This window comes from Arthrobacter sp. WCS2018Hpa-7 (assembly GCF_031843805.1).
In the GTDB taxonomy this organism is placed as follows: domain Bacteria; phylum Actinomycetota; class Actinomycetes; order Actinomycetales; family Micrococcaceae; genus Arthrobacter.
The window spans coordinates 80004-89043 of record NZ_JAVTJB010000006.1 but is presented as its reverse complement, the minus strand read 5'-3'; the positions used below and the strand labels follow the sequence as shown (position 1 = coordinate 89043).

Here is a 9040-nt window from a genome sequence, read left to right as displayed (position 1 = left end):
CTGGATCACAATCGCGATCTGACAGGGGTTTGGCAGTGGGCCTTAAAGAGCTGACACCACAGGAGCGTTCCGATGCGCTGGAGAAGGCCGCCAAGGCGAGGGCAGTCCGTGCCGCCGCCAAGGAACGGCTCAAGCGCGGCGAGGTGAGTATTGCAGAGCTGATCTCGTCCGGGACCACGGACGAGGCTATTGCGCGCATGCGCGTGGTGGAACTCCTGGAGGCCCTGCCGGGCATTGGCCCCGTCAGGGCGGCCGGGATCATGGCGGAGATAGGCATCGCCGGATCCCGGCGCATCAGGGGCCTGGGAATTCACCAGGCCCGGGCGCTGGTAGATTTTATGGATACCCAGCAAAGCGTTTGACGCATCTCCCCGAAGGAATCCGTGAGCAAGAAACCCGGACTGACTGTCCTTGCAGGCCCCACTGCCGTTGGCAAGGGAACCGTATCCACCTACATCAGGGACAACTATCCGGAGGTCTGGCTCTCGGTCTCGGCAACCACCCGGGCCGCGCGTCCGGGTGAACAGGATGGCGTTCACTACTTCTTCAAGTCCGCCGAGGAGTTTGACTCCTTGGTGGCGGACGGTGAATTGCTGGAGTGGGCTGTGGTGCATGGACAGAACCGCTACGGGACGCTCCGCAGCACTGTCAACGCTGCCATCGCCGAAGGGAAGTCCGTCCTTCTGGAGATTGACCTGCAAGGCGCACGCCAGGTCAAGGAGGCTGTTCCGGACGCGAATTTTGTGTTCCTGGCGCCGCCCACGTGGGACGAAATGGTCCGCCGCCTGGTGGGTCGCGGCACGGAAACTCCCGAGGAACAGCAGCGCAGGCTGGAAACCGCTAAACTGGAACTTGCTGCTGAACCGGAGTTTGACCACACCGTCATCAATGACGACGTTCGCCGGGCAGCGGACGAGCTTGTTTCACTCATGGGGCTTACCCCGCATCAGCGCTAAGCGCTTGCATTTGTTGGCCCGCTAAAATTTGGAGAATTCGTGTCCACGAACCTTGAAGGCATCATCAACCCGCCGATCGATTCGCTGCTTGAGGCTGCTGATTCCAAGTACGGCCTGGTCATCTTCGGCGCCAAGCGTGCCCGCCAGATCAACGCCTACTACGCCCAGCTCCACGAGGGCCTGTTTGAGTACGTTGGCCCGCTGGTTGACACCAAGCTGAACGAGAAGTCGCTGTCCATCGCCCTGCGCGAGATCAACGAAGGCCTTTTGGTTTCCACGCCGATCGAGCCTGCAGAATAAGTACAGACTGCCTGTTGACGGAGGTCACGTGCGCATAGTCCTCGGAGTCGGGGGAGGGATTGCAGCCTACAAGGTTGCATCGCTCCTCCGGCTTTTTACTGAAGCCGGCCACAAGGTCACGGTCATCCCCACGGAAGCGGCCACACGGTTTGTTGGCGTCGCTACGTGGGAGGCCCTTTCGGGCAACCCCGTGAGCAACAGCGTCTTCGACGACGTCGAGAAGGTCAACCATGTGCGTTTGGGCCATGAAGCTGACCTGATCGTGGTTGCGCCCGCCACGGCGGACCTCCTTGCCAAGGCTGCAACAGGACAAGCGGGCGACCTCCTCACCAATACGCTGCTCATGGCCCACGGGCCGGTGCTCTTCGCTCCGGCCATGCACACGGAGATGTGGCAGCACGCAGCAACCCAGGCGAACGTAGAGACGTTGCGCGGCCGCGGCGTGACAGTGCTCGAGCCAGCCTCCGGCCGCCTCACCGGATCTGATTCGGGCCCTGGCCGCTTGCCGGAGCCGGAGGCGATTTTCACGGCCGCCATGGCTTTGGCTGAGGTGGCGGACGGCGCCAAGGCTACGCCCGCCGCGGAGCAGCCGCTGGCAGGCCGGATCGTGACGATCTCGGCCGGTGGCACCAGGGAGGCTCTGGACCCGGTCCGCTTCCTGGGCAACCGCTCGTCCGGCAAGCAGGGTGCTGCCCTGGCTGCCGCAGCTCTGGCTGCCGGGGCTGCCGTACGGTTCCTGGCCGCGCACATGGACGTCGAGCCGCCTGCCGGCGTCGAGCTTGTCCGCGTTGAGTCGGCGTTGGAACTGCGCGAGGCCGCGCTTAAAGCGGCAGTGGATTCCGACGTCGTCATCATGGCCGCCGCCGTGGCGGATTTCCGTCCGGCCGAGGTCTCGGACACCAAGATCAAGAAGGTCGACGGCGAGGATGCGCCAGTGGTGCGGTTGATCCGCAACCCTGACATCCTGCATGAGCTCGTGGAACGCCGCAACGCCGAGGGCGGCCGGCAACTGATTGTCGGTTTCGCTGCCGAAACAGGCGACGCCCAAGGTGACGTCCTGGAACATGCAACGGCCAAGCTCAAGCGCAAGGGCTGCGACCTCCTGGTAGTTAATCAGGTGGGCATTGGCCGCGTGTTCGGCCAGGACGACAATTCCGTGGTGATTCTCTCCGGTCACGGAGCCGAACCGCAGTCGGCCGCCGGCTCCAAGGCCGATGTCGCCGCTGCAGTGGTTGATCGTGTGGGCGCTGAGCTCACAAGGGTCTTCCCGGCGTTGTAACTGAGCCCACACCCGAATTCTTAGCATAGGGACACAGGGCAGATGCCGCCGTCCCGCAACCCAGTAAGGTGGTCGAGTGACTTTACCGCTGCACCATGAACACCATGGCACCCCGTCCAAGCTCCGGCTCTTCACTTCCGAGTCGGTCACCGAAGGGCACCCGGACAAGATCTGCGACCAAATCAGCGACGCCATCCTGGACGCGCTGCTGGCCGCTGATCCCGAGTCCCGCGTGGCCGTTGAAACCATGGCCACCACCGGCCTGGTGCACGTGGCTGGTGAGGTCACTACTGACGCCTACGTAGAGATCCCGCAGATTGTCCGTGAGACCATCCTCGGCATTGGATACGACTCTTCCGCCAACGGCTTCGACGGAGCCCGTTGTGGCGTCTCGGTGTCCATCGGCCAGCAGTCCAACGACATCGCCGGCGGAGTGTTCAACTCCCTTGAGGCCCGCGAGGGCCGCCAGGAGGACGACTACGATCTCCAGGGCGCAGGCGACCAAGGCATCATGTTCGGCTACGCCAGCGATGAGACGGCCTCGTACATGCCCACGCCCATCTGGCTTGCCCACCGCTTGTCCGAACGGCTCACCGAAGTCCGCAAGAACGGCGAATTGGCCTACCTCCGCCCTGACGGCAAGACGCAGGTCACCGTAGGTTACGACGGCGACCGCCCGGTTTCCGTTGAAACAGTGGTGATCTCCAGCCAGCACGCCGAGGAAGCAAGCCTCGAGCAGCTCCGGGCCGATCTCGCCAGCTACGTGATCGACCCCGTCCTCGCGGCGTCAAGCCTGGACCTCTCGCGCACGGCCAACATCCTGAACCCGGCCGGTGCCTTCGTCATCGGCGGCCCGGTAGGCGATGCTGGCCTCACCGGACGCAAGATCATTGTGGACACCTACGGTGGGTTCTCCCGACACGGCGGTGGCGCCTTCTCCGGCAAGGACCCATCCAAGGTTGATCGTTCAGCTGCCTACGCCATGCGGTGGGTTGCCAAGAACGTGGTGGCCGCCGGACTTGCCAAGCGCGCCGAAATCCAGATTGCCTACGCCATTGGCCAGGCCCGCCCCGTCGGAACCTACGTTGAAACCTTCGGCACCGAGACCGTGGACCCGGCCCGTATCAGCGAAGCCATCGACGAACTCTTTGACCTGCGTCCGCGGGCCATCATCGATGCCTTGGACCTCAAGCGGCCCATATACGCCAAGACGGCAGCCCACGGCCACTTCGGCCGGGACGAGCCTGACTTCACGTGGGAACGGCTTGATCGGGTGGCGGACCTGAAGGAATACTTCAACGCCTGATCCCACTGACGGTTGGCTTGAACCAGTCGTGTCATTCCGGACGTTGCTGTTTTGTCAGTGGCCCATGATTGGCTGGTGCCAGAGAGATGCCCGCAGCGGGTCAATCCCGCTGCGGGCATTCCAGGTTAAGAATGCGTGGTTGTTTTCCGCCGAGAGTTGGAGGTGAAGTGCATGGCAGGACACGAGGCCCAGCCGTCGTTGCTTCAACCCTCGCTGCTGCAGGGTTTTCCGGATCGTCCGCCGGTCAATGGTCCACCCCTTGCTCCTGGGAATCCCGTGGCGCGGGTGGTGCTCGAATCGTCCCTGCCGCACTTGGACCGGCCCTTCGACTACAGCGTTCCAGCCGATCTGGCCGAGGTCGCTGTGCCCGGCGTCCGGGTGAAGGTCAAGTTCAATGGTCAGGAACTCAACGGCTACGTCATTGAGCGGCGTGCAGACTCCGATGCTGCGGCGCCGCTCAGTCTCCTGCACAAAGTGGTGTCACCGGTTGCTGTCCTGACCCCGGAGGTCACGGAATTGGCCGGCACCGTCGCAGCCAGGTACGCCGGAACGTTGAGCGATGTCCTGAGGACCGCCGTGCCGCCAAGGGTTGCCAAAGTGGAGAAGGAACTGCTGGCGGGAGAACTGGATTCCGGCGTCGAGCTCAAACCGTTGACGGATGCCCACGCCTGGGGTTTGTACTCCAACGGGGCAGCGTATCTGCAGCATCTTGCCAGCGGCGGTTCGCCGAAGGCTGTCCTCACCGCCCTTCAGGGGTTTGGTCCCAGCGGCTGGCCCGCCCTGGTCGCTTCAGCTGTTGCCACGGTCAGGTCCTCGGGACGCGGCGCCGTGGTGGTGGTGCCCGACTACCGCGATCTTGAACAACTCGAGGATGCGCTGGCCAAGGTTCTGCCCTCCACTGACATTGCGCGGCTGACCGCAGATGACGGCCAGACACCCCGCTACAGAAGCTTTCTGCGCCTGCTCAGCGGCGCCGCCGGAGTGGCCATCGGTACCCGATCCGCGGCCTATGCACCCATTCGGGATCTGGGCCTGGTGGTGTGCTGGGATGACGGCGACGATCTCCACATCGACCAACGGGCCCCCTACGCGCACACCCGGGAGGTTCTGCTGCTCCGCGCTGAGCAGGAGAATGCAGCGTGCCTCATGGCCTCCCACAGCCGCAGTACAGAACTCCAGCGCCTCGTTGAGATGCAGTGGGCGGTAGCGATTGAAGCACCACGAACCGTCGTCCGATCCACGGTTCCGCGTGTCCTGAATACCGCTGACAGTTTTGAGCAGGAACGTGACCCTCTGGCGCGGATCGCCCGTTTGCCCGGTGCGGCCTGGCGTGCGGCCAAGGACGGACTGGAACGTGGCCCGGTCCTGGTCCAGGTTGCACGGGCCGGTTATGCTCCCTCGCTGGTCTGTGAGACCTGCCGGGAACTGGCTCGCTGCAACACCTGCCAAGGCCCTTTGGCGGTATCCAGTGGCACTGCCACACCTGCATGCCGTTGGTGCTCCACGCCGGCTCCCCAATGGCGTTGCACGCATTGCAGTGGAACCCGGCTGCGCAGGGGAGCCACGGGTGTCATGCGGACAGCCGAGGAACTGGGGCGGGCGTTCCCGGGCAAAGCCGTGGTGACGTCCTCCGGCGAGCACATCAAGGCAAGTGTGCCGGACTCACCTGCGCTGGTCGTGGCCACTGTGGGAGCCGAGCCGGTAGCGCACAACGGCTATGCTGCGGCCCTGCTGCTGGATGGCAACTCGCTGCTCCGGCGGGAGAACCTGCGGGCGGGGGAGGATACTGTTCGCCGATGGTTCAATGCTGCCTCCCTCGTGAAGCCGGCAAGCCAAGGCGGGCTCGTGGTGATTACCGCGGACGATACCGCCGCCACAGGGGCACTGTTGCGGTGGGATGCGTCGGGGTACGCGTCACGTGAGCTGGCCCTGCGGAAGGAACTTCAGCTACCCCCGGCTGTCAGGGTGGCCTCAGTAACCGGGACCAGGGCTGACGTCGGTCATTTCGCGGATGCTTTTGAAGCCACGGCCACGTCAGCCTCGGGCACCAAACTCCGCAGGGCCGGTCCTGCCCCTGTGCAACTGTACTCAGGGGCCTCCCCACGCCCTGAAAACGAGGCCGATGGTGACGTCCGGACGTTGTATTTCATTCCCTATGGCGACGCTGCGGAGGCAACCCGTGCCCTCCGGGCAGTGAAGGCCGCCAGCGCCGCCAAGCGCACGTCAGGTCCGGTGCAGCTTCGCCTGGATGGTGTGGACGTCCTCTAAGGCAGGAGACTAGGACCCGCGCTTCCGCAGGGAAACCACTTCTTCAGCTGCGGCGAGCAGTTGCCGAGCCGATTCGTCCCAGTTGAATTCCGACGCCCGCTCTACGGACCTGCGGGAGCGCTGCTGCCACAGCTCGTCGTTGCCCAGGCCGGTCACAGCATCTGCGAATTCCGAGGGCGACTCCGGGCTGACGTAGCTGACAGCGTCGCCGCCCACCTCGCGGAAGATGGGGATGTCGCTGGCGATCACAGGAGTACCCAACGCCATCGCTTCTACCAAGGGCAGGCCGTATCCCTCCGCACGGGAAAGGCTGATCAGCGCAGTTGCCCTCACCAAGAGGTCGTCGTACTCGGCGTCGGTGACGCCGTTGTGGAACTGTACTTTGGCTCCGGCGGGAACCAATGCCTCCAGTTCAGCCTTTCGCTGCGGTGTGATCCGGCTGAGCAGGTGCAGGGTGAAATCGGGCAAGCCGGCCATCCCGCGGATCATGGTTTCTACGTTCTTATAAGGCATGAACGAGCCCATATAGAGCAGTGTCTTGTCCGCGCCTGTTGCAGGGTCCCGGGGTATTTGTCCGGGTTGGGGGGCATTTCCCACAATCCGCACCGGCCGTTTGGTAAGCGCGTACTTGGCCATGAGGGCTTCCGTGGTACGGCTGATCGTGGCAACAATGTCCGCCCGGTTCAGCAGGAGCCGCTGGGGCCAGAAGGCCTTGTGGTACAGCCTCCAGAGCACACGGACCGGTGGCGGGAGGAATCCCGGGGGAGTCGGGTGTTCGTAGTAAATGAGGTCATGGAGGGTGAGCACAAGTCCGTACCGCCGCCCAAAGGTTCCCATGGTTTGCATGGGACAGACCACAACATCAGCATTCAGGGGGTTGACCTTGCGGGCCACGAACAGCTCCAGCGGCGACAGCGGACTGTTGACCATGACGTAGGGTACATCCGGCAATAGTGCCAGTTGGCGCTTGTCGCTGATCAGCATGGTGACATCCGCGATCTTGGATGTGGCCGCTATGAGGCTTGAACCATAGCGGCTGATGCCATCGTGGTGGTCCGTTCTGGTAAAGCGGGCGTCGATGACAATTTTCACGCGGGATGTTCCTCCAGGAAGCTGCGAATGGCTGCGGCCGCCGTCACCGGCGTTTCGTAGTGGATCAGATGTCCGACGCCGGGAATGACTTCCAGCGTTGCGTCAGGAAGGCGCTCCATGAGTTTGTGCTGGTTGGGGAGTGTGGCGATTTCGTCTTTTTCCCCCGCCACCAGGAGGACGGGGAGGCGGAGCTTTTCGGCGACGTCGGCGACGTTTCCGGAAACCGACGCCTTGAAGGATTCCAGCAGGCTTTTCCTGTCGGCGAAGGCACTGAAGTAGGCGTCGTGCTGGCCGTGGATAAAGCGGCGTAGGTCCTTGTCCTTGGTTTTGGCCATGGTGATGCTCATGATCCGGACAATTGCACGGTTGCGAAGCACCGCCAACCCCAGGCGGCGGGGGAGCTTCGCCGATACTTGGTAGTACAGCACAGCCAGCTTGGTCATGATCCCCTTAGGGCCTTCCAAAGCCGGTGCTGCAATGGGATTGACCAAAATCAAGGGGTAGATGGTGCCGGGATGCGTGGCGGCAAAGTGGCTGGCAACGATTGATCCAAAGGAATGGCCCAGCAGCACAGTCCTGGGCCCAAGCTCCAGCGCGGACATGAAGCTGGAGATGAACTTTCCGTAGTGTTCAACGCTGTGTTCACCATTCACGAACGGCTCTGAGCTTCCGAAGGCCGGCAGGTCCGGCATGATGATCCGCATTTCCGGGAGTTGGTCGGCCACCCGGAGCAACCCGTGGTGGTCCCCCCGGAATCCGTGGATTACCAGGATGGTACGGGTCTTGGGGGAGACGGTGACCGGTTCGTAGGTCCAATACGCCACGTTGCTGCCGTCAACATCAACGTCCGAAGCTGCAGTCCGCCCTGGAAGGGCTTCGCTGAAGAACTTGCCAGGGGCCTGCGTTCCTTCGGGGGAGTTCGCGGTGTCCACTTTTTCCATGCAGCTGTTCCTAATTCACGTTGTCCGGGTGCGACCCGGTTCGATGGTGCCGCTCAAGCCCTGCGATGCCGTCCATGTCGGTGGCGTCGAGGTCGAAATCGAAAACGGCGAAGTTCTCTTTGATACGGCCTGCAGAGCTTGCTTTCGGGATGACCAGGTTCCCCAACTGAAGATGCCAGCGGAGAATAACCTGCGCCGGAGTCCTGCCGTACTTCTCGGCCAGCCGGATGATGGCCGGATCTGCCAGTACCTGCCCTCTGCCCAGTGGGCTCCACGCCTCAGTGCGTATACCAAGTTGTTCGTGCAAGGTGCGCAGCCTGGTCTGCTGCAACCAGGGGTGCAGTTCTATTTGGTTGACGGCCGGGACTACTTCCGCCTTCTGCATCAAATCCTCAAGGTGGCCGGGCTGGAAGTTGGATACACCGATAGCCCGGATTTTGCCTTCCCTGTACAAGGTCTCCATGGCTTTCCACGTCTCCACCAACAGTCCTCGTCCGGGACAGGGCCAGTGAATAAGGTAAAGATCCACGTAGTCGAGGCCAAGGTTTGCCATGGAGGCGTCGAAAGCGCGGAGCGTGGCATCGTATCCATGGTCATCGTTCCAGACCTTCGTGGTCACAAACAGGTCCTCGCGGGCCAAAGCATGGACCGACTCGCCCGACCCGCCGGTAGCCCTGTTGGCTTCCGCGGCATCTCCTACAGCGCCGCCCAACGCCCGGCCAAGTCCCAGTTCGTTGCCATACATTGCGGCCGTATCAAAACGGCGGTAGCCCTCACCCAACGCCGTGGACACCAGGGCTTCAGCGTCGTGCGGGGGAACTTTGTAGAGTCCAAAACCCAGGCGTTCCATTTGTACGCCATTGTTCAATGTCTGCCGGGCAGGGGATCTCATAGCAAA

Annotated in this window: 9 protein-coding genes; 6 read left to right on the top strand and 3 right to left on the bottom strand. The window is 62.9% G+C overall.

Translation table 11 applies throughout. The annotated features are described in order from the left end of the window. The first annotated feature begins 35 nt into the window (after positions 1-35). The 6 genes from mihF to RQH14_RS08970 all read left to right on the top strand — a co-directional run bounded on the left by mihF (position 36) and on the right by RQH14_RS08970 (position 6109). Positions 36-362, top strand: coding sequence for an integration host factor, actinobacterial type (gene mihF, locus RQH14_RS08995; RefSeq protein ID WP_024816819.1), 327 nt, complete (start codon positions 36-38; stop codon positions 360-362). Between the two features lie 21 nt (positions 363-383). After that, the gene (gene gmk / locus RQH14_RS08990; RefSeq protein ID WP_026540798.1) at positions 384-956 is read left to right on the top strand and encodes a guanylate kinase; all 573 of its coding nucleotides are present in this window, start codon (positions 384-386) and stop codon (positions 954-956) included. A 39-nt stretch (positions 957-995) separates the two neighbouring features. After that, a complete protein-coding gene (rpoZ, locus tag RQH14_RS08985) occupies positions 996-1256 on the top strand; it encodes a DNA-directed RNA polymerase subunit omega (protein ID WP_017197559.1) in 261 nt (86 codons plus the stop codon). Between the two features lie 28 nt (positions 1257-1284). Next, complete coding sequence (coaBC, locus tag RQH14_RS08980; protein WP_311212938.1) at positions 1285-2535, top strand: bifunctional phosphopantothenoylcysteine decarboxylase/phosphopantothenate--cysteine ligase CoaBC; 1251 nt, start codon at positions 1285-1287, stop codon at positions 2533-2535. A 76-nt stretch (positions 2536-2611) separates the two neighbouring features. Beyond that, positions 2612-3841 (top strand): methionine adenosyltransferase, encoded by a 1230-nt coding sequence (metK, locus tag RQH14_RS08975; RefSeq protein ID WP_311212937.1) that lies wholly within the window; start codon positions 2612-2614, stop codon positions 3839-3841. A gap of 171 nt (positions 3842-4012) precedes the next feature. After that, positions 4013-6109 carry a primosomal protein N' gene (locus RQH14_RS08970; protein ID WP_311212936.1) on the top strand — a complete coding sequence of 699 codons (2097 nt, stop codon included), beginning with the start codon at positions 4013-4015 and terminating at the stop codon, positions 6107-6109. Positions 6110-6118: 9 nt separating this feature from the next. Here the strand turns inward: RQH14_RS08970 and RQH14_RS08965 are convergent, their stop codons facing one another. The 3 genes from RQH14_RS08965 to RQH14_RS08955 are packed head-to-tail and all read right to left on the bottom strand — an operon-like array spanning position 6119 to position 9034. Beyond that, the gene (locus RQH14_RS08965; protein WP_311212935.1) at positions 6119-7201 is read right to left on the bottom strand and encodes a glycosyltransferase family 1 protein; all 1083 of its coding nucleotides are present in this window, start codon (positions 7199-7201) and stop codon (positions 6119-6121) included. Beyond that, positions 7198-8142 carry an alpha/beta hydrolase gene (locus tag RQH14_RS08960; protein WP_311212934.1) on the bottom strand — a complete coding sequence of 315 codons (945 nt, stop codon included), beginning with the start codon at positions 8140-8142 and terminating at the stop codon, positions 7198-7200. The genes RQH14_RS08965 and RQH14_RS08960 overlap by 4 nt, the downstream gene beginning before the upstream one ends. A 10-nt stretch (positions 8143-8152) precedes the next feature. Next, positions 8153-9034, bottom strand: a complete 882-nt coding sequence (locus RQH14_RS08955; protein WP_311212933.1) for an aldo/keto reductase — start codon at positions 9032-9034, stop codon at positions 8153-8155. Positions 9035-9040 lie beyond the last annotated feature (6 nt).